The sequence below is a fragment of the Pseudomonas sp. TSO6 genome (assembly GCF_056098905.1).
Window position 1 is genome coordinate 54386 of sequence record NZ_JBLZWV010000062.1, and the last position, 18628, is coordinate 73013.

Sequence of the window (18628 nt, forward strand, 5' to 3'; positions counted from 1 at the left end):
AGGGTCAGATACCGCCGGCGGTGAGTTTTTCCGGGTCCAGCAACGCTTCAAGCTGGTCACGCGACAGGTCGGTGTGCTCCAGCGCCACATCGATGACCGGGCGACCCTGCTTGTAGGCGGTCTTGGCGATTTCAGCAGCCTTGAGGTAACCGATGATCGGGTTCAGCGCAGTGACCAGGATCGGGTTGCGCGCCAGGGCTTCCTTGAGCTTGCCCTCGTTGACCTTGAAGGTGGCGATGGCCTTGTCGGCCAGCAAACGGCTGACGTTGGCCATCAGCTCAATGCTCTCCAGCAAGTTGCGGGCGATCACCGGCAGCATCACGTTCAGCTCGAAGTTGCCGGACTGGCCAGCGACAGCGATGGTCGCGTCATTACCGATCACCTGGGCGGCAACCATGGCGGTGGCCTCCGGGATCACGGGGTTGACCTTGCCTGGCATGATCGAAGACCCCGGCTGCAAGCCTTGCAGCTCGATTTCGCCCAGGCCGGCCAGTGGGCCGGAGTTCATCCAGCGCAGGTCGTTGGCGATCTTCATCAGTGCCACGGCGGTGGTCTTCAGCTGGCCAGACAGCGCCACGGCGGTGTCCTGCGAGCCGATCAGGGCGAACAGGTTCTGCCCGGGGGTGAACTCGACCTGGGTCAGGCCGCTGAGCTGTCGGGCGAAACCGGCAGCGAACTGAGGGTGGGCGTTGATGCCCGTACCCACGGCGGTGCCGCCCTGGGCCAGCGCCTGCAGGCTCGGCAGGGTCGCTTCGATGTGCCCCTTCGCAGCGTTGATCTGTGCCGCCCAGCCATCCAGCACCTGGCTCATGCGCACCGGCATGGCGTCCATCAAGTGCGTACGGCCCGTTTTCACATACTGATGCACTTGCGCCGACTTGGTCTCGATCACCTGTACCAGGTGGCTCAGGGCCGGCAGCAACTGCTCGTGCAAGGCCAGGGCAGCGCTGACATGAATGGTGGTGGGGATGATGTCGTTGCTGCTCTGGCCACAGTTGACGTGGTCATTGGCGTTGACAGCGTCACCCAGCACGCGGCTTGCCAAGGTGGCAATCACCTCGTTGGCGTTCATGTTCGAGCTGGTGCCGGAGCCGGTCTGGAACACATCCACCGGGAAGTGCTGGATGAAGTCTCCCGCCAGCAGTTGCTCGACAGCCTTGACGATGGCCTGGCCCTGCGCTGCAGACAGTTGCTCCAGGTCCACGTTGGCCTTGGCGGCAGCAGCTTTGGCCAGCAACAAGGCACGAATGAACTGGGCCGGCATGCGCAGACCACTGACCGGGAAGTTGTCGACCGCGCGCTGGGTCTGGGCACCGTACAGGGCCTGGGCCGGCACCTGCAGCTCACCCATGCTGTCACGCTCGATACGGGTATCACTCATCATCAAATCCTTGCATCAGTTCATCGGGAGAAATCGACGGCAGCAGACGGCAATTGGCCAACTGCAGGGCATAGGGCTGCCAGCGCTGGTTCTGTTCCTGGCGGTCGAGGTTGCGCATGTCCAGCAGCGGGCGCCAGGCCAGGTCCAGGCACAGGCAGCGCCAATGCCAGGGCAGCATGCGATCGCAGGCGGTATCCAGCAGCAGGCGGAAAGAGGTCAGTGCCACCGTCCATGGCGAGGTCTCGGTGCAGCACACCAGATAGCGGCCTTCGGCAAGGTAATGCTCGATCAGGCGCGGCTCGTCGGGCTCGAGCGCACAGCGGATGCGCCGGCTGAGCCAGCGCCAGTTTTCCAGGTAGGGCAGTTCGCGGAGGACGGGTTTCATGAACATCATCGCCGGGTTACTGGGTAATGATATTCATTATTAAGTGATAAAAAGAATCACTTCAAGAAAAAGGTGATGAAAAAAAACCCGGCGCAGGGGCCGGGTCTTCATTTTATCTGAGCAGTACACGTTGATGATCAGCTACCAGCAACAGTCATCCGTTCGATCAGCACCGAGCCCGTATGGATATTGCTGCGGGTTTCCAGATCGCTACCAATCGCGACAATCTGCTGAAACATATCCTTCATATTGCCGGCAATGGTCACTTCCTGAACCGCATGCTGGATCTCGCCATTTTCGACCCAGAAGCCGGCCGCACCACGGGAGTAATCCCCCGTCACCATATTCAGCCCATGCCCCATCAACTCGGTCACCAGCAGCCCGCGCCCCATACGGCGGATCAATGCGGCCTGGTCTTCGACACCGTGAGTGACGAACAGGTTGTGCACGCCACCGGAGTTGGCCGTGCTAGGCAAGCCCAGCTTGCGCCCGGAATAGGTGCCCAGCAGGTACGACACCAGCTCGCCTTTGTCGACGAACGGCTTGGCATAGGTAGCCAGGCCATCACCGTCGAATGCTGCACTGCCCAGTGCCCGTGGAATATGGGGGCGCTCGTCAAGGGTCAGCCAGGAGGGGAACAGGCGTTGGCCGATGGTCCCTTCAAGGAATGACGACTTGCGGTAAAGATTGCCGCCGGAAATGGCCGAGAGGAAACTGCCGAACAGGCCACCGGCCAGCTCGGCGGAGAACAGCACCGGTACCTCGCAGGTCGGTACCGGGCGTGCGCCCAAACGGCTGGCTGCGCGCTGGGCAGCGCGGGCGCCGATACTGCGCGGGTCAGCCAGCAGGTTGCCCTGGCGGTTCACGTCGTACCAGTAGTCACGCTGCATCTGCCCGTCGCCTTCAGCGATCATCACGCAGCTCAGGCTGTGCCGGGTCGAAGCATAACTGCCGATGAAGCCATGGCTGTTGCCATACACGCGGCAGCCCTGGTGGGTATTGAGTGTGGTGCCATCGGCGTTGAGAATGCGCGGGTCTTCATCGAACGCCGCAGCCTCGCAGGCCAAAGCCATTTCGATAGCCTTTTCAGGCTCCATGGCCCAGTCGTGATAGAGGTCCAGATCCGGGATTTCGCGGGCCATCAGCGCCGCGTCGGCCAGGCCTGAGCATTCGTCCTCGGAGGTATGCTTGGCAATGGCCAACGCTGCGGCGACGGTCTCGCGGATCGCGTCCGGGCCACTGGCCGAGGTGCTGGCCGAGCCTTTGCGCTGGCCGACATAAAGGGTGATACCAAAGCCCTGGTCGCGGTTGAACTCGACCGTTTCGACCTCACGCTGGCGTACCGTGGTGGACAGGCCCTGCTCCAGCGACACCGCCACTTCGCAGGCGCTGGCCCCCTGGCGGCGCGCCTCGGCAATGATCGCCTCGACCTGCTCCTGCAATGCTGGCAGGTCTTTCGGACCTACGCTCTGGACTGCACTCATGGTTCTCTCCACTAAAATTCTGCGTACGGCTTGGGGTCATTCTACGACCGGGCCGGACAAGCGGCCCCCGACTGGTTATCATGGCGACGATTTCTAGCGGACTGCCACCATGGTTGATTCAAACGACGCCTACGACGGCGAAAAAAGCAAAACCCAGATCAAGCGCGAACTGCATGAGCTGGTTGAACTCGGCGAGCGCCTCACTACGCTCAAGGCCGACACTCTGGCGCGTCTGCCGTTGACCGACGAGCTACGCAAGGCCCTGGCCGAGGCTTCCAAGCACACCGCTCACGGTGCCCGCAAACGCCACATGTCGTTTGTCGGCAAGCTGATGCGCGTGCAGGACCTGGATGCCATCCACGCCTTGCTTGAGCAGATGGACAGCTCGACCCGCCAGTACAACGAGCGCTTCCACGGCCTGGAGCGCTGGCGCGACCGGCTCATCGACGGTAATGACGAAGACCTCGAGCGTTTCGTCAACGAATACCCCGAGACCGATCGCCAGCAACTACGCTCGCTGATCCGGCATGCCCAGCACGAAAAAGCGCGTAACAAGCCGCCTGCTGCTGCGCGCAAGGTGTTCAAGTACATCCGCGACCTCGACGAGTTACAGCGCGGTTTGCGCTGAGCCCCTGGGGCCGCTGTGCGGCCCAATCGCGACACAAGGCCGCTCCCACAGTATTCGCGCAGCCATTCCTGCATGGCGCAGCCCCTGTGGGAGCGGCCTTGCGTCGCGAAAGGACCGCAAAGCGGTCCAAGATGGCCATCACGCCCCGGTACCGCCCACGGTAATCGCGTCCAGCTTCAAAGTCGGCTGCCCTACTCCTACGGGTACCGACTGCCCGTCCTTGCCGCACGTCCCTACCCCGCTGTCCAGCGCCAGGTCGTTACCGACCATCGACACCCGGCTCATCGCCTCCGGGCCATTGCCAATCAGGGTCGCACCCTTGACCGGCGCGGTAATCTTGCCGTCTTCGATCAGGTAGGCCTCACTGGTCGAGAACACGAACTTGCCACTGGTGATGTCCACCTGGCCACCGCCCAGGTTGGCGCAATAGATGCCCTTCTTCACCGACGCGATGATTTCCTGCGGGTCGCTTTCGCCTGCACGCATGTAGGTGTTGGTCATGCGGGGCATCGGCAGGTGCGCGTAGGATTCACGGCGACCGTTGCCGGTCAACGCCATGCCCATCAGGCGTGCGTTGAGCTTGTCCTGCATGTAACCCTTGAGCACACCTTTCTCGATCAGCGTGGTGCATTCGGTCGGAGTGCCTTCGTCATCCACGCTCAGTGAGCCACGGCGGCCTTCGAGCGTGCCATCGTCAACGATGGTGCACAGGCTCGATGCCACCTTCTCGCCAATGCGGCCGCTGAACGCCGAACTGCCTTTGCGGTTGAAGTCACCCTCCAGGCCATGGCCTACAGCCTCGTGCAGCAACACGCCCGACCAGCCCGAGCCCAGTACAACCGGCAAGGTGCCTGCAGGTGCCGGGATCGCCTCAAGGTTTACCAGCGCCTGGCGCAATGCCTCGCGGGCATAGCCCATTACCCGTTCTTCGGTGAAGAAACGGTAGTCGGTACGCCCGCCACCGCCCTGCCCGCCGCGCTCGCGACGGCCATTCTGTTCGACGATGACGCTGACGTTGAAGCGCACCAGCGGGCGCACGTCGGCGGCCAGGCTACCATCGGCCGCAGCGATCAGGATGCGCTCCCAGACCCCGGCCATGCTCACGCTGACTTGCTGGATGCGCGGGTCCAGGGCGCGGGTGGCGACATCGACACGCTTGAGCAGCTCGACCTTTTCGGCACGGCTGAGTACATCCAGCGGGTTGTCTGCGGCATACAGGGCGGCCACTTCCTGACTGCGGAAAGCCTGGACCGTGCCATTCTGCCCGGCACGTGAAATCGAACGGGCGGCGCGCGCCGCCGAGGTCAATGCCTCGAGGTTGATCGCATTGCTGTAGGCGAAGCCGGTCTTTTCACCGGACTGGGCACGTACGCCCACGCCCTGGTCCAGGTTGAAGCTGCCCTCTTTGACGATGCCGTCTTCCAGCGCCCAGGTTTCCGAGATCTGGCCCTGGAAATACAGGTCGGCGGCGTCGATGCCGGGGCCGGCCAACTCACCCAGTACGCTCTGCAGGCTGTCCAGGGTCAAGCCGCCTGGGGCCAGGAGCTGCTCACTGACGGTGGATAACATCTGGCTCATAGTCACTCCGAGGTGTGCGCAGGCCGCAACGCGCCCTGCGAGAAAAAGCGCCGGTGCGATACCACCGGCATGCGCGCCCGGATGGACGCTTGTTCTTCAATGTCGCGCTCGGCAAGCAGTACTGCTTCGCCTTGCGCCTGTTCTGCGACGATGCGCCCCCAAGGGTCGACGATCGACGCATGGCCATGGGTTTCCCGAGGGCCTGGATGGGTGCCGCCCTGCGCCGCAGCCAGCAGGTAGCACTGGGTTTCGATTGCGCGGGCGCGTACCAGCACCTCCCAATGTGCCGCGCCTGTCACGGCAGTGAAGGCCGCTGGGGCAGTGATCAGTTCCGCGCCGGCCTCGCGCAGTGCGCTGTACAGCTCAGGAAAGCGCAAGTCGTAGCACACGCTAAGCCCCAGCCGCCCAACCGGCGTGTCAGCCACCACCACCTGGGCGCCATGGGCGTAGTCATCCGACTCACGGTACCGACCGCGGTTGTCGGCAACGTCCACGTCGAACAGGTGCAGCTTGTCATAGCGTGCCGCTACCTCGCCGTGTTCGTCGATCAGTAACGAGCAGGCATGCGCCTTGGCCTCGGGCTGACCGACCGGAGGCAAGGGCAAGGTACCGGCCACAATCCATAACTTGAGGTCGCGGGCGGTGCGTTTCAACCATGGCAGAATCGGCCCTTCGCCCAATGCTTCGGCGCGGCCGATGGCAGCGGCGTCCTTGCGGCCCATGGCGGCGAAGTTTTCCGGCAGTACCGCCAGCCGTGCGCCGCCAGATGCGGCCTGCTCCAACAGGGCACCGGCACGCTGCAGGTTAGCCAGCACATCATCCTGGCTGACCATCTGGATTACCGCTGCCTTCATGGGCACTCCTAGCGGGATTTCTCGAAAGGTTTCACAAATGTGATTCTAGGCTCTTTCCACGGCCCTTCGACACGGTAGTGCACGCTGGCAAAGCGCGACACGCGGTCACCGATCAAGCGGTCGACCAGGAACAGCGCACCGCCTACGGCCGGCGCGCCGATAATCAGTGCAGCCAGCGGCAGGTTGTTGGTCACCGGCAGGCTCACCTGCAGGTTGGCATCAACCCGGTCGCGCACCATGTCCAGGGTGCCCTCCAGCTCAAAGTTGCTCGACGGGCCAGTGACACTGATCGGCTCGCGGGTGACATATACACCATCACTGGCCACCAGCAGGCCCTTGACCCGGTCATAGGCCAGGCCCTTTTCGAACAGGTCGGAGAAGTCCAGGCGCAGGCGCCGGCCAATCGAGTTGAAGTTGAGCAGGCCGAACACGCGCAGTGCCTGTGCACTGCCTTCGACTTCGACGAACTGGCCGGTGCGCAGCGCCGCGTCCATGCTGCCAGAGAAGCGCTTCAGGCCCACCGCAGCGGGCGAACCCGGCCAGCGGCCGTCCACATCCAGGCGGAAGTCACGGCTGGTCACGGTCGGCGCGAAGCCCCAGGCCTTGAGCACATCGGCCAGGTTCTTGCCGTCCAGGCGCCCTTTGTACCAGCTGCTGGTGCTGCCCTGCTCACCCTCCCAGCCGCCACCGCCGTCTATGCGCAGCCCTTTGAAGTCGAGGTCGATATCGCTGGCGGTCACGCCCCGCGCTGTCGGTCGCAATTTGATCGCCGCGCTGCCGAACAGGTCGTCGCCGCGGTAAAGCTTGTCGATGCTCAAGTCCAGCGCCGGTACCTTGCGCGGGTCGAACGAGGCCAACGGGTCCGGGCCCTCTTCGGCCTGAGCCTGGGCAGGGTCGGCAGCGGGCAGGCGCAGGGTCTGCATACGCACGACCATCGGCGCACCCTTGGCATCCGGCACACGGGCGTTGCCAATCACTTCCTTGCTGTCCAGGCGCAGGTCCCAGGCCGCGCCGCCACGGGCCATACGCACCACGGCCTGGTTCAGGTCCATGCCGAAGGCTTTCAGCTGGCCGATGCTCAGGTCGACACTTTGCAGGTTCTGTCGCGCGCTGCCACCTGGGTCATCACCGGCAAGCCGGGCCGCCTGATCTTGCCAGGGCGCCAGGTCCAGCGACTCCAGGCGCCCGCGTACCCGCAAACCCTGGCCAGCTGGGAGTTGGGCGTCACCAGTGCCCAACAGCAATTCACCACGCCCCTGCATGAGCTTGTCGGCCGGTGCGGCGTAGGCAAAGCGTGCAAGGTCGGTGTAAGCAGCATCGAATCGCCGCTCCTGGCCTTGCAGGCTCATGCTGAAACGGCTGTCGCGGGTGTCTGCTGCGGCTTTGCCGAAGGGCGCCGGCAGGTCGATGGCCAAGCCCTTCAGGTTCGAGTTGACGCTCAGCCGGTTGTCCCGGCTACCCAGGCTGAGTTGCAACTGGTAAGGCAGCTCACCGGACGCTGGCAAAGCCTGTTTGAACTGCAGCCAGTCGGTGAGTGCCTTGAGCGATACCTGGCCATTGGCGTCGATGCGCGTCTGCATCTGCCCCGGCTGGCCTTCGGCAGTAATTTGCGCCGTCACCGGCTTGCCGAACGCCTGCAGGCTGATGCCCTTGCCACTTAGGCCTTTGTCAAAATCGAAGCTGAAATCACCCTTCAAGCGGGTCAACTCCAGGCTCGGCGGGGCAACTTTCAGGCGCGCATCGCTGGTGGCGAAATCCACCTGCACTTTCGGCCGTTCCCCGTGGGCCAGCGGGATGTCGAGCTTGAGCTTGCCCTTCAACGGCCCTTCGCCCTCCCAGCCGGCAAAGATCTCGCCCGTGCCGATCGGTGCTTCCTTGAGTATTTTCAGGCCATCGCCCAGGCTGCCGTCGAAGCCGCCATCCAGGTACAGGCGACTGTGCTGCTCACCCTCGACATGCGGGATATCAACGCTGACATCGCTCACCTTGGTGTCGAGCAACACGCCACGCTGGGCCTTGATGCGCACACCACTGTCCTCGATGAACACATCGCCATCTACGTGCTGCACCTGCGGCCAGCCAGGCTGGAAGTCCAGGGCCGCGTCCCGCACCTTGAAAAACAGGCTGATGCTGCGAGACTCCGGTGCGGCGCCATGATTCAGCGAGCCCTGGTACTGGAAGTAGCCCTCATCCACCGTGCCTTTGACGATGGCGCTGCGAAGCCATTCGTCGAGGGCCGGGCTGAGCACCTCGGGCAGGTACTTGGCGGTGTAGCGGCCATCGCCCTCGGTCAGGCCGACACGCAGGTCCATGTAGTCCTCGCGGCCTTCTTCGAACAACAGGCGGATAAGGAAGTCACCAGCAATCTTGCCCTCCTCGCCCAACACCTTGAGGTAAGGCGCAACCAGGGTGAAGCCTTCCTTGTCCAGCGCCCAGGTCAGGCGCGCATTGGCTTTCTGGTAGTGCCAAGGTTTGGCGAAGATCGGGTACAGGTGCAGCATGAACGCATCGGTATCCAGGCGCAGTTCACCATGCCCCAGGTCGCCGCTGATGCTGCCGCTGACGTTACCGGCAGCCGGGGCACCGTGATAGGCATCGAAACCGACCTTCTCCAGGTTGGCGTCGAATTGCAGGCGTTGGTCACCCTCGGCCTTGGGCCGGGCCTCCAGCCGTACATTGCGCAACGCGCCGGTTACCTTCAGGCCATCGACTACGGCCATGACATTGTCAGGCAGCGGTGCCAGAGCTTCGATCAGCGGGGTAAGGGGCGTAAGGTGCAGCCGGTCGGCCTGCAGCTTCCAGCTTTCATCGGCAGCGCTCTGGCCGGGGCGCTGCTGCAACTGCAGGTGCGACTCCCAACGGGTCTTGCCGATGTCCATGGCCAGGGAGTCGACCACCACATCAAAGCCTTGGTCCCGGCGCTGGAACCAGGCACCCAAGGCCAGGTTGTTCAGCGTCGCGGCCTTGCGCCCGGCATAACCGCCCTGCAGCTCCGGTGCATTGAGCCGCACCACAGCCTGCTGCAATTGCCCTTCGCGCCAATCGACCCAGAACTCGCCGCCCGCTCGCAGCGCGTCGGCATGCCACTGGCCCAGCAGGCGTGGAGGTAACCATCGGGCCCAGTCACTCTGCGGCAGGCTCAGGTAGGCATCTACCTGGCCATCACGCCAGGCCTTGGCCGAAGCGCGGCTACGCAGGTTCAGCGCCAGGGGCTGGCCATCGGGCAGGGTCGCACTCAGGTCCAAGGCCTGGCGCGAAGCACCCGCCTGCAGGCCGGCGCTAACATACGTCAGGGTGAGCGGGTCACGCTGCCACGGGTGCAAGGTGACCTGGCTGTCGAACACATCAATGCGGCCCAGCTGGCGCAGGCGCTGCAGCAGTTCGGCGGGGTCAAGCGGCGCATCGTCCTTCTTCGGCAAGCCTTCAAGGTGCCAGGCACCTTGCTCGTTCTCACGCAGGATCAGTTGCAGGCCTCCCAGCTGTACACGCGCCAGGCGCACTTCGCGGGCACTGAGGCTGGCCCACACATCGGGCACAACCTTGACCTCGTCCAGGCGCAGCGCCGTCGCACCTTCACCCAGTTGCAGGTCACGTACCCGCAGCACCGGTGCCAGGCCGCTCCAGCGCCCCTCAAGGGCACCGACATGCACCGGCAGGCCCAGCGCCTGCTCGGCTTTGCGTTCCACATCGGCACGGTATTCGGCCACCAGCGGTACCAGCTCGCGGCCGAGGCTGACATACAACGCCACCAATACCGCCAACAGGGCGCAAAAGCCCAGCGCCCAGCGGGTCAAGGCGACAAGAACGCGGGTCAGACGTCCCATGGCCATGGCCCTCCAAGTCGTTTATCCATGATGGCCGGTAGTGGCGCTTTTGCCAGCCCGAGCATCCAGTGGCGCGTTCGAGAAGACCTCAGAGCAGCACCACGTCGTATTGTTCCTGCGAATACATCGACTCGACCTGGAAGCGAATGGTTCGACCGATAAAGGCCTCCAGCTCTGCCACGTTGCCCGATTCTTCATCCAGCAGGCGGTCGACCACCTTCTGGTTGGCCAGCACACGGTAGCCCTCGGCCTGATAGGCACGTGCCTCGCGCAGGATCTCGCGGAAGATTTCGTAGCAAATGGTCTCGGGGGTTTTCAGCTTGCCGCGGCCCTGACAGGCCAGGCACGGCTCGCACAACACCTGCTCCAGGCTTTCACGGGTGCGCTTGCGGGTCATCTGCACCAGGCCCAGCTCGGTGATGCCGATGATGTTGGTCTTTGCGTGATCCCGTTCCAGCTGTTTTTCCAGTGTGCGCAGCACCTGGCGCTGGTGTTCTTCATCTTCCATGTCGATGAAGTCGATGATGATGATGCCGCCGATATTGCGCAGGCGCAGTTGCCGGGCGATGGCGGTGGCGGCCTCCAGATTGGTCTTGAAGATGGTCTCTTCAAGGTTGCGATGGCCGACGAATGCACCGGTGTTCACATCAATGGTGGTCATCGCTTCGGCCGGGTCGACCACCAGGTAGCCACCGGACTTGAGCGGCACCTTGCGCTCGAGGGCGCGCTGGATTTCGTCTTCGACACCGTACAGGTCAAAGATTGGCCGTTCGCCCGGGTAGTGTTCGAGGCGGTCGGCGATTTCCGGCATCAGTTCACCGACGAACTGCGTGGTCTTCTGGAAGGTTTCACGCGAGTCGATGCGGATCTTCTCGATCTTCGGGTTGACCAGGTCACGCAGGGTACGCAGTGCCAGGCCCAGATCCTCGTAGATGACCATCGGCGCGCCGCAGGTCTTGATCTGGGCGCCAATCTGCTCCCACAAGCGGCGCAGGTAGCGGATGTCCTGCAGGATCTCTTCGGCACGAGCGCCTTCGGCGGCGGTGCGCAGGATGAAACCACCGGCATCCTTGATGTTTTCGCTTTCCATGCAGTTGCTGACCACCTGCTTGAGGCGGTCTCGCTCGGCTTCGTCTTCGATCTTCAGCGAAATGCCGACATGGCTGCTGCGCGGCATGTACACCAGGTAGCGCGAAGGGATCGACAGCTGGGTGGTCAGGCGTGCGCCCTTGGTGCCAATCGGGTCCTTGGTCACCTGTACCACAAGGGCCTGGCCTTCGTGCACCAGCGCCGTGATGGTCTCGACCGCCGAGCCTTCACGCTGAGAAATTTCCGACGCATGGATGAACGCGGCGCGCTCCAGGCCGATGTCGACGAAGGCCGCCTGCATGCCTGGCAGCACACGCACCACCTTGCCCTTGTAGATATTGCCGACGATGCCACGGCGCTGGGTGCGCTCGACGTGCACTTCCTGCAGTACCCCGTTTTCCACCACCGCCACGCGTGACTCCATCGGGGTGATGTTGATCAGGATCTCTTCACTCATGGCCGGCTCTCGTCAAAGGTCTTTTGTAATGATGGATGGCGTATGCCGTGCTGGCTACTGCGGGTTTGTTACCTCTGGCGTATGCACGGGCGATTGCCAACAGGCGATACCAAACGTGCCAAGCAACTCGGCCGTCTCACTGAGGGGCAGGCCTACCACGGCCGAATAACTGCCGGACAGACCGGTGACGAACACTGCGCCCAGGCCCTGGATGGCGTAGCCACCGGCCTTGTCCACAGGCTCGCCGCTGGCCCAGTAGCGTTGTGCTTCATCGGCACTGATCGCCCGGAAGCGCACCTTGCTGGTGACGCACAGGCTTTGCGTATGCAGGCCGTCGCTGAGGGCAACCGCAGTCAATACCTGGTGCTCGCGGCCCGACAGGTCAGCCAGCATGGCCATGGCATCTTCGCGGTTTTCCGGTTTGCCCAGAATACGCCCATCGAGCACCACGGCAGTATCCGCCCCCAGCACCACAGCCGGGCCCTCGACACGGGCCACACCAGCCGCAGCCTTGGCCCGAGCCAGGCGCTCAACGTAGGCCGGGGCGCTTTCGTCAGGCAGCGGGGATTCATCGATGGGTGCACTGACAACGGTGAAAGGCACACCGATCTGGGTCAGCAGTTCACGACGGCGGGGCGAGCCAGAGGCCAGGTATAACGGGTTCATGCAGACATCTCCCTGTCAGTTGCGGCGTCGCCGTCAGTTGATATGCAAGCGTCGGCGCAGGTCGCGCAGGGCGAAACTGATCCATGGCCAGAGCAAGGCACTGATGACCGCCGACCAGACCAGCGCCAGGGTAGGCAGCCGGTTGCCGGTCAGGGCGCTGAGCCATAGCTGGATGAGCTGGGCGATGCCGAAAATGACCAGGATCACCAGACTCTGCTGCCACATGGGGAACATGCGCAAGCGCTGCTGCAGGGATAACACCAGAAAGGTGATAAGGGTGAGGATCAACGCGTTCTGGCCCAGCAGGGTGCCGTACAACACGTCCTCGGCCAGGCCCAGCACGAACGCCGTGGTCATGCCGACCTTGCCCGGCACCGCCAGGGTCCAGAACGACACCAGCAAAGCCAGCCACATGGGCCGGAACACTTCCATGAACTGCGGCATGGGCGAGACGCTGAGCAGCAGGCCGATGGCGAAAGTCAGCCAGATGACCCAGCCGTTGTTGCGGCGCGAAGCAGCCATCATTGTCTCCGGGTGTGAGCGGGTGCGGCAGGCGCTGCGGCAGGCGTGGCAGGGTTAGCCGCCGGGGCTGCAGGCTGTGCGGCCGGTGCTGTCGGCGCTGCGGGTGTGGCTGGGGTTACAGGCGTAGTGCTGGCAGGTGTGCCCTGCTCGCCCGTACTCGCCGGTTGGCCGGGGACCGAGGTGCCCTTGCGGTCAGCCTCTTCCTGGGCGATGGCAGCATCAGTGGCGCGCTGCTCCGGGGTACGCCGGTCGCTGAACACCAGCAGCATGTAACGGCTGCGATTGAGCGCGGCAGTGGGAATGGCTCGCACAATGGCGAACGGCTGCCCGGAATCGTGGATCACCTCGTTGACCGTCGCCACCGGGTAGCCAGCCGGGAAGCGCTGGCCCATGCCGGAGCTGACCAGCAGGTCGCCTTCCTTGACGTCGGCGGTATCGGCCACGTGACGCAGTTCAAGGCGCTCCGGGTTGCCGGTGCCACTGGCAATGGCGCGCAGGCCGTTGCGGTTGACCTGCACCGGAATGCTATGGGTGGTATCGGTCAGCAACAGTACCCGCGAGGTGTAGGGCATCAGCTCGACCACCTGGCCCATCAGACCGCGCGCATCGAGCACCGGCTGACCAAGGAACACACCATCACGCTCGCCCTTGTTGATCAGGATGCGGTGGGTGAACGGGTTGGGGTCGACACCGATCAGCTCGGCCACTTCGACCTTTTCGTTGACCAGCGCCGAAGAGTTCAGCAACTCGCGTAGGCGCACGTTCTGCTCGGTCAGGGCTGCCAGCTTCTGCAGACGCCCCTGCAACAGCAGGGCTTCGGTCTTGAGCTTTTCGTTTTCGGCGATCAGTTCAGTGCGGCTGCCGAACTGGCCGGCCACGCCTTGCCACGCACGTTGCGGCAGGTCGGTGATCCAGTACGACTCCATCAGCACCATGCCCATCTGGCTGCGCGCGGGTTTGAGTATGTCAAAGCGCGCGTCGACAACCATCAACGCGACCGACATCACCACCAGAACGAGCAGGCGAACGCCCAGCGAAGGGCCCTTGGAGAAAAGCGGTTTAATGGGCCGTTCCTCGTGGACGACTCAGGAGGTCATTGGACATGGAACAACGCACCAGCCTGGTTGCGGGTTGACGGATACGGCGCCCTTGACGGGCGCCAGCCCAGCACATACAGGTAGCACTGTGCGTGCTACCTGTAAACCGGGCGCTCGTGAACAGCGAGTGGGATCACTCGCTGGAGAGCAGGTCCATCGCGTGCTTGTCCATCATCTCCAGGGCGCGACCGCCGCCACGGGCGACACAGGTCAGCGGGTCCTCGGCGACGATCACCGGCAGGCCGGTTTCCTGGGCCAGCAGCTTGTCGAGGTCACGCAGCAGCGCGCCACCACCGGTCAGCACCAGGCCACGCTCGGCGATGTCCGAAGCCAGCTCGGGCGGCGATTGCTCCAGGGCGCTCTTCACGGCCTGGACGATGGTCGCCAGCGATTCCTGCAGAGCTTCGAGCACTTCGTTGGAGTTCAGGGTGAAGGCACGCGGTACGCCTTCGGCCAGGTTGCGGCCACGCACATCGACTTCGCGCACTTCGCCGCCCGGGTAAGCGGTACCGATTTCCTGCTTGATGCGCTCGGCGGTGGACTCGCCGATCAGGCTGCCGTAGTTGCGGCGCACGTAGGTGACGATGGCTTCATCGAAGCGGTCGCCGCCAACGCGTACGGATTCGGCATAGACCACGCCGTTCAGGGAGATCAGTGCGATTTCAGTGGTACCACCACCGATATCGACGACCATCGAACCGCGGGCCTCTTCAACCGGCAAGCCGGCACCGATGGCAGCCGCCATTGGCTCTTCGATCAGGAACACTTCACGGGCACCGGCACCCAGGGCCGACTCGCGAATGGCGCGGCGCTCTACCTGGGTCGACTTGCACGGCACGCAGATCAGCACGCGCGGGCTTGGCTGCAGGAAGCTGTTCTCGTGAACCTTGTTGATAAAATATTGCAGCATTTTTTCGCAAACGCTGAAGTCGGCGATAACGCCGTCCTTCATCGGACGAATGGCAGCAATGTTGCCAGGCGTACGGCCCAGCATGCGTTTGGCTTCGGTACCGACGGCGACGACGCTTTTCTGATTGCCATGGGTACGGATGGCAACAACCGAGGGCTCATTCAGGACGATACCGCGCTCACGCACGTAAATAAGGGTGTTGGCAGTACCCAGGTCGATGGAGAGATCGCTGGAAAACATGCCACGCAGTTTCTTGAACATGGGAAAGTGACCCTGGGGAAAGCGTGGGTAAAAAAGTGCGGCAAACTCTAACAATGGCAGGGATTTTGGGCAAGGAGCCAATATGTTAAATTGGCTGTTTTTCCGAGCATGCCAGCCGATGATCGCGGCCGTTGGACCGCCAGAAAGCTGACATGTTCCTCATCGCGGACCCAAATTCCGTTCTTTGTTTCCCTTGGAGATCTTCATGGCGCTTGAACGCTGCGACGTGGAAAAGATCGCCCATCTGGCCCGTCTGGGGCTGAATGATGGCGAACTGCCACGCATTACCGATGCCCTGAACAGCATCCTCGGGCTGGTCGACCAGATGCAAGCGGTCGATACCACTGGCATCGAGCCCCTGGCCCACCCGCTGGAGGCCAGCCAGCGCCTGCGTCCCGACCAGGTCACCGAAAGCAACCAGCGCGACGCCTACCAGGCTATCGCGCCGTCGACCGAAAGCGGTCTGTACCTGGTTCCCAAAGTCATCGAGTAAGGGATAGAGCCTGCCATGCATCAATTGACCCTGGCCGAGATCGCCCGCGGACTCGCCGACAAGTCGTTTTCCTCCGAAGAGCTGACCAGCGCCCTGTTGGCGCGCATCAAGCAACTCGACCCGCAAATCAACAGCTTCATCAGCGTCACCGAAGACCTGGCCCTGGGCCAGGCGCGTGCCGCCGACGCCCGTCGCGCCGCAGGCGAAACCGGCGCGCTGCTGGGTGCCCCCATCGCCCACAAGGACCTGTTCTGCACCAACGGCGTACGCACCAGTTGCGGCTCGAAGATGCTCGACAACTTCAAGGCGCCGTACGACGCCACCGTGGTCGCCAAGCTGGCTGAAGCCGGCATGGTCACCCTGGGCAAGACCAACATGGACGAGTTCGCCATGGGTTCGGCCAACGAATCCAGCCACTACGGCGCGGTGAAGAACCCTTGGAACCTCGAACACGTCCCAGGCGGTTCGTCGGGCGGTTCGGCCGCTGCCGTGGCCGCGCGCCTGCTGCCGGCCACCACTGGCACCGACACCGGCGGTTCGATCCGCCAGCCGGCGGCACTGACCAACCTCACCGGCCTCAAACCGACGTACGGTCGTGTTTCGCGCTGGGGCATGATCGCCTACGCCTCCAGCCTCGACCAGGGCGGCCCGCTGGCCCGCACTGCCGAGGACTGCGCCCTGCTGCTGCAAGGCATGGCCGGTTTCGACGCCAAGGATTCCACCAGCATCGAAGAGCCGGTGCCGGACTACAGCGCCAACCTCAATGGTTCGCTGCAGGGCCTGCGCATCGGCCTGCCGAAAGAGTACTTCGGTGCAGGCCTCGACCCGCGTATCGCCGACCTGGTTCAGGCCAGTGTCAAAGAGCTGGAAAAGCTCGGCGCAGTGGTCAAGGAAATCAGCCTGCCGAACATGCAGCACGCCATCCCGGCCTACTACGTGATCGCCCCGGCTGAAGCCTCTTCCAACCTGTCGCGCTTCGACGGCGTGCGCTTCGGCTACCGCTGCGAAGACCCGAAAGACCTCACCGACCTGTACAAGCGTTCCCGTGGCGAAGGCTTCGGCGTTGAAGTGCAGCGCCGGATCATGGTCGGCACCTACGCCCTGTCGGCCGGCTACTACGACGCGTACTACGTGAAGGCGCAGCAGATCCGCCGCCTGATCAAGAACGACTTCATGGCCGCCTTCAACGATGTCGACCTGATCCTCGGCCCTACCACGCCGAACCCGGCCTGGAAGCTTGGCGCCAAGAGCAGCGACCCGGTCGCCGCCTACCTGGAAGACGTCTACACCATCACCGCCAACCTGGCGGGCCTGCCGGGCCTGTCGATGCCGGCCGGCTTCGTCGACGGCCTGCCGGTCGGTGTGCAGCTGCTGGCGCCGTACTTCCAGGAAGGCCGCCTGCTCAACGTCGCGCACCGCTACCAGCAAGTGACCGACTGGCACACCCGTGCCCCCAACGGCTTCTGAGGAGTTCACACATGCAATGGGAAGTTGTGATCGGGCTGGAAATCCACACCCAGCTCGCCACCCAGTCGAAGATCTTCTCCGGCAGCGCCACCACCTTCGGTTCCGAGCCGAACACCCAGGCCAGCCTGGTTGACCTGGGGATGCCCGGCGTACTGCCGGTGCTGAACCAGGAAGCCGTGCGCATGGCGTGCATGTTCGGCCTGGCCATCGATGCCGAGATCGGCAAGCGCAACGTGTTCGCGCGCAAGAACTACTTCTACCCGGACCTGCCCAAGGGCTACCAGATCAGCCAGATGGACCTGCCGATCGTCGGCAAGGGTCACCTGGATATCGCCCTGGAAGACGGCACCATCAAGCGCATCGGGGTAACCCGCGCGCACCTGGAAGAAGACGCAGGCAAAAGCCTGCACGAAGACTTCAGCGGCTCCACCGGCATCGACCTCAACCGTGCCGGTACCCCGCTGCTGGAAATCGTCTCCGAGCCTGACATGCGCAGTGCCAAGGAAGCCGTGGCTTACGTCAAGGCGATCCACGCGCTGGTGCGCTACCTGGGCATCTGCGACGGCAACATGGCCGAAGGCTCGCTACGCTGCGACTGCAACGTGTCGATTCGCCCGAAAGGCCAGGTCGAGTTCGGCACCCGCTGCGAGATCAAGAACGTCAACTCGTTCCGCTTCATCGAGCGCGCGATCAACAGCGAAATCCAGCGCCAGATCGACCTGATCGAAGACGGCGGCAAGGTCGTGCAGGAAACCCGCCTGTACGACCCGAACAAAGACGAAACCCGCTCCATGCGCAGCAAGGAAGAAGCCAACGACTACCGTTACTTCCCCGACCCGGACCTGCTGCCGGTGGTGATCGAGGACAGCTTCCTCGAAACCATCCGCGCCGGCCTGCCGGAGCTGCCGCCGCAGAAGGTCGAACGCTTCCAGAGCCAGTACGGCCTGTCGGCCTACGACGCCAACGTGCTGGCTTCCAGCCGCGAACAGGCGGACTACTTCGAGGAAGTGGTGAAAATTGGTGGCGACGCCAAGCTGGCGGCCAACTGGGTCATGGTCGAGTTGGGCAGCCTGCTTAACAAGCTGGGCATCGAGATCGACCAGGCACCGGTCAGCGCCGCGCACCTGGGTGGCATGCTGCTGCGCATCCGCGACAACACCATCAGCGGCAAGATCGCCAAGACCGTGTTCGAGGCCATGGCCGCCGGTGAAGGCGATGCCGACAGCATCATCGAAAGCAAAGGCCTGAAGCAGGTTACCGACACCGGTGCGATCGACAAGATGCTCGACGAAATGCTGGCGGCCAACGCCGAGCAGGTCGAACAGTACCGCGCCGCCGACGAGGCCAAGCGTGGCAAGATGTTCGGCTTCTTCGTCGGCCAGGCGATGAAGGCTTCCAAAGGCAAGGCCAACCCGGGGCAGGTGAACCAATTGCTCAAGGCCAAGCTCGAAGGCTGAGCTGAAAAAGCGGCGAGGGCCTTGCCCTCGTTCGCCGGCAAGCCAGCTCCCACAGGTACAGCGCCGCTCTTGAGG

At 63.5% G+C, this 18628-nt stretch carries 15 protein-coding genes; 4 read left to right on the forward strand and 11 right to left on the reverse strand.

Annotated elements, in window-relative coordinates:
- Nucleotides 1-4 precede the first annotated feature (4 nt).
- From ACN6NG_RS24430 to pmbA, 3 genes are all read right to left on the reverse strand, one after another.
- Complete coding sequence (locus tag ACN6NG_RS24430) at nucleotides 5-1381, reverse strand: class II fumarate hydratase (RefSeq protein WP_063426391.1); 1377 nt, start codon at nucleotides 1379-1381, stop codon at nucleotides 5-7.
- Nucleotides 1374-1775: a hypothetical protein gene (locus ACN6NG_RS24435; RefSeq protein WP_016501343.1), complete on the reverse strand. Its 402-nt coding sequence runs from the start codon at nucleotides 1773-1775 to the stop codon at nucleotides 1374-1376. The genes ACN6NG_RS24430 and ACN6NG_RS24435 overlap by 8 nt, the downstream gene beginning before the upstream one ends.
- A 128-nt stretch (nucleotides 1776-1903) precedes the next feature.
- Complete coding sequence (gene pmbA / locus ACN6NG_RS24440; protein ID WP_063426389.1) at nucleotides 1904-3250, reverse strand: metalloprotease PmbA; 1347 nt, start codon at nucleotides 3248-3250, stop codon at nucleotides 1904-1906.
- Between the two features lie 109 nt (nucleotides 3251-3359).
- Here pmbA and yjgA point away from each other — a divergent pair, with 109 nt between their 5' ends.
- The gene (gene yjgA, locus ACN6NG_RS24445; protein ID WP_016501345.1) at nucleotides 3360-3878 is read left to right on the forward strand and encodes a ribosome biogenesis factor YjgA; all 519 of its coding nucleotides are present in this window, start codon (nucleotides 3360-3362) and stop codon (nucleotides 3876-3878) included.
- A gap of 138 nt (nucleotides 3879-4016) precedes the next feature.
- On the opposite strand, the gene tldD is transcribed toward yjgA, so the two are convergent.
- The 8 genes from tldD to mreB all read right to left on the reverse strand — a co-directional run bounded on the left by tldD (nucleotide 4017) and on the right by mreB (nucleotide 15136).
- Nucleotides 4017-5456 carry a metalloprotease TldD gene (gene tldD / locus ACN6NG_RS24450; RefSeq protein ID WP_063426387.1) on the reverse strand — a complete coding sequence of 480 codons (1440 nt, stop codon included), beginning with the start codon at nucleotides 5454-5456 and terminating at the stop codon, nucleotides 4017-4019.
- Between the two features lie 2 nt (nucleotides 5457-5458).
- Nucleotides 5459-6310, reverse strand: coding sequence for a carbon-nitrogen hydrolase family protein (locus ACN6NG_RS24455; RefSeq protein ID WP_059394671.1), 852 nt, complete (start codon nucleotides 6308-6310; stop codon nucleotides 5459-5461).
- A gap of 8 nt (nucleotides 6311-6318) precedes the next feature.
- Complete coding sequence (locus ACN6NG_RS24460; RefSeq protein ID WP_474316664.1) at nucleotides 6319-10140, reverse strand: YhdP family protein; 3822 nt, start codon at nucleotides 10138-10140, stop codon at nucleotides 6319-6321.
- Between the two features lie 82 nt (nucleotides 10141-10222).
- On the reverse strand, nucleotides 10223-11680 hold the full coding sequence (rng, locus tag ACN6NG_RS24465) for a ribonuclease G (RefSeq protein WP_049275123.1): 1458 nt from the start codon (nucleotides 11678-11680) through the stop codon (nucleotides 10223-10225).
- Nucleotides 11681-11734: 54 nt separating this feature from the next.
- Nucleotides 11735-12346 carry a Maf family protein gene (locus ACN6NG_RS24470; protein ID WP_063426383.1) on the reverse strand — a complete coding sequence of 204 codons (612 nt, stop codon included), beginning with the start codon at nucleotides 12344-12346 and terminating at the stop codon, nucleotides 11735-11737.
- Nucleotides 12347-12379: 33 nt separating this feature from the next.
- Entirely contained in the window at nucleotides 12380-12868 is a 489-nt protein-coding gene (mreD, locus tag ACN6NG_RS24475) for a rod shape-determining protein MreD (RefSeq protein WP_016485021.1), read from the reverse strand.
- The gene (gene mreC, locus ACN6NG_RS24480; protein WP_474316734.1) at nucleotides 12868-13902 is read right to left on the reverse strand and encodes a rod shape-determining protein MreC; all 1035 of its coding nucleotides are present in this window, start codon (nucleotides 13900-13902) and stop codon (nucleotides 12868-12870) included. The genes mreD and mreC overlap by 1 nt, the downstream gene beginning before the upstream one ends.
- Before the next feature lie 196 nt (nucleotides 13903-14098).
- The gene (gene mreB / locus ACN6NG_RS24485; RefSeq protein ID WP_003255163.1) at nucleotides 14099-15136 is read right to left on the reverse strand and encodes a rod shape-determining protein MreB; all 1038 of its coding nucleotides are present in this window, start codon (nucleotides 15134-15136) and stop codon (nucleotides 14099-14101) included.
- 205 nt (nucleotides 15137-15341) lie between these two features.
- On the opposite strand from mreB, the gene gatC reads away from it, so the two are divergent.
- The 3 genes from gatC to gatB are packed head-to-tail and all read left to right on the forward strand — an operon-like array spanning nucleotide 15342 to nucleotide 18553.
- Nucleotides 15342-15629 (forward strand): Asp-tRNA(Asn)/Glu-tRNA(Gln) amidotransferase subunit GatC, encoded by a 288-nt coding sequence (gatC, locus tag ACN6NG_RS24490; protein ID WP_003255165.1) that lies wholly within the window; start codon nucleotides 15342-15344, stop codon nucleotides 15627-15629.
- A 15-nt stretch (nucleotides 15630-15644) separates the two neighbouring features.
- Nucleotides 15645-17096, forward strand: a complete 1452-nt coding sequence (gene gatA, locus ACN6NG_RS24495) for an Asp-tRNA(Asn)/Glu-tRNA(Gln) amidotransferase subunit GatA (protein ID WP_063426379.1) — start codon at nucleotides 15645-15647, stop codon at nucleotides 17094-17096.
- Between the two features lie 11 nt (nucleotides 17097-17107).
- The gene (gatB, locus tag ACN6NG_RS24500) at nucleotides 17108-18553 is read left to right on the forward strand and encodes an Asp-tRNA(Asn)/Glu-tRNA(Gln) amidotransferase subunit GatB (RefSeq protein WP_016501353.1); all 1446 of its coding nucleotides are present in this window, start codon (nucleotides 17108-17110) and stop codon (nucleotides 18551-18553) included.
- The last annotated feature ends 75 nt before the right edge of the window (nucleotides 18554-18628 follow it).

What these genes read in the sequence shown, in the direction of transcription:
- gatB (WP_016501353.1), top strand. Translation starts at nt 17,108, where the DNA reads ATGCAATGGGAAGTTGTGATCGGGCTGGAAATCCACACCCAGCTCGCC.
- ACN6NG_RS24435 (WP_016501343.1), bottom strand. Translation starts at nt 1,775, where the DNA reads ATGATGTTCATGAAACCCGTCCTCCGCGAACTGCCCTACCTGGAAAAC.
- ACN6NG_RS24430 (WP_063426391.1), bottom strand. Translation starts at nt 1,381, where the DNA reads ATGAGTGATACCCGTATCGAGCGTGACAGCATGGGTGAGCTGCAGGTG.
- gatA (WP_063426379.1), top strand. Translation starts at nt 15,645, where the DNA reads ATGCATCAATTGACCCTGGCCGAGATCGCCCGCGGACTCGCCGACAAG.
- yjgA (WP_016501345.1), top strand. Translation starts at nt 3,360, where the DNA reads ATGGTTGATTCAAACGACGCCTACGACGGCGAAAAAAGCAAAACCCAG.
- mreB (WP_003255163.1), bottom strand. Translation starts at nt 15,136, where the DNA reads ATGTTCAAGAAACTGCGTGGCATGTTTTCCAGCGATCTCTCCATCGAC.
- tldD (WP_063426387.1), bottom strand. Translation starts at nt 5,456, where the DNA reads ATGAGCCAGATGTTATCCACCGTCAGTGAGCAGCTCCTGGCCCCAGGC.
- mreD (WP_016485021.1), bottom strand. Translation starts at nt 12,868, where the DNA reads ATGGCTGCTTCGCGCCGCAACAACGGCTGGGTCATCTGGCTGACTTTC.
- ACN6NG_RS24470 (WP_063426383.1), bottom strand. Translation starts at nt 12,346, where the DNA reads ATGAACCCGTTATACCTGGCCTCTGGCTCGCCCCGCCGTCGTGAACTG.
- ACN6NG_RS24460 (WP_474316664.1), bottom strand. Translation starts at nt 10,140, where the DNA reads ATGGCCATGGGACGTCTGACCCGCGTTCTTGTCGCCTTGACCCGCTGG.
- rng (WP_049275123.1), bottom strand. Translation starts at nt 11,680, where the DNA reads ATGAGTGAAGAGATCCTGATCAACATCACCCCGATGGAGTCACGCGTG.
- gatC (WP_003255165.1), top strand. Translation starts at nt 15,342, where the DNA reads ATGGCGCTTGAACGCTGCGACGTGGAAAAGATCGCCCATCTGGCCCGT.
- pmbA (WP_063426389.1), bottom strand. Translation starts at nt 3,250, where the DNA reads ATGAGTGCAGTCCAGAGCGTAGGTCCGAAAGACCTGCCAGCATTGCAG.
- ACN6NG_RS24455 (WP_059394671.1), bottom strand. Translation starts at nt 6,310, where the DNA reads ATGAAGGCAGCGGTAATCCAGATGGTCAGCCAGGATGATGTGCTGGCT.